We start from the raw sequence: 1,235 nt of genomic DNA, 5'->3' as shown, positions 1-1,235 counted from the left end.
TAGCTACTAATTTCTTTTCCCGTTGCTTTCATCAGGTGTAAATGTACTAATCTGTCACCTTTTTTGACTAATTCCCAGAATAATTCTTGATTACTGGTGAGAGGAACACGAGGAAAGTCTATCTTTAAAAATTCGGCGTAACGTTGGCGATATTGGGGAGAGTGAAAGACCGCATAAATATAGTTAAAAATGTCTTCTGGTCCAAAGGTTTTCTTTTCGTCTCCTTTGCCATCACTGATAAATTCTAATTCAAGTTTTGCCGAAAGTTTGTTAATAAATTCTGGCGCTAGATTGGGACGGCGACCATTTGGCGAGTTGGTTGGTTCTGTTTCAAATAGGGTTGGGGTATTGGTTGGGTAAAGATAGAGGGGAAAAATATTAACTCCACCTCTTCTAAAAATATTAGTATCAATGGCATTCTCAAAAACAGTAATCAAGGCCCATTCAGGATCATTAACCGCAATTCCTTGACGACCTATACCTATACCAATGTTATTCTTATTCATCGTATGCTGAATTATTTCATGCCTCAACCGATTTACTAAAGCATCATGATGATAATAAGGTCTAATATCAAGAGGTCTATATAAACATTGAGTGAAATAAGATTGCCAATTAGATTCAGATGTAAAAGATTTTCTCTTTTGATTTAAATTCCAATCTAAACTGTCTTCCAACTTATATTTATTTTTTATTTCTGAATCATTTATAAGTGTATTTCTAAAGTCATTGATTCGCTCGATTAATTTAGCTTTATCAAAATCATAGACAAAGTGATCTCTATGGGTTTTGATACCAGAACCGTTTGTCAACATGATTGTATCAAGTTCCCAATATTTTTGATATTCATCAGATGAGACTTTGCTCTGAGGATTAAATAGGTAAAAATCTGATTTGGGATTTATAATTTCCCATTCAGTTGAACTAATATCATTTTCATCTAACCAATAATACTTACCCCCAACTAACTCCTTATGCTCTTTAACCTCTCTAACACCCCACAAATCAGCATGATAAACCTGCGCTAAATCTTGCTGACTATCTTGATACTTAATAAAAAACGCAATCGCTACACCTTGCTGAATATCAAACACATTTTGATCGGGTGAACCGTCGGGACAAACTTCTTTTTTCTTACTATTCCCATGCAAATCTAAAATATAAATCTCATCAAAAGTCTGCATCAAATTTTGACGCATTCCCCGAAAAGTGGGATTATCCAAATAACCATGATT

At 34.3% G+C, this 1,235-nt stretch carries 1 protein-coding gene; it reads right to left on the bottom strand.

From position 1 onward, the window contains the following. Nucleotides 1–1,235 (bottom strand): type ISP restriction/modification enzyme (locus PX636_RS03645; RefSeq protein WP_353853450.1); only part of this gene is annotated, 1,235 nt, incomplete at both ends.

The sequence above is a fragment of the Microcystis sp. M53598_WE2 genome, assembly GCF_030067735.1.
Classification (GTDB): Bacteria; Cyanobacteriota; Cyanobacteriia; order Cyanobacteriales; family Microcystaceae; genus Microcystis; species Microcystis aeruginosa.
Note: the sequence above shows the minus strand (reverse complement) of the source record. Positions and strands in the feature narration are given on the sequence as shown.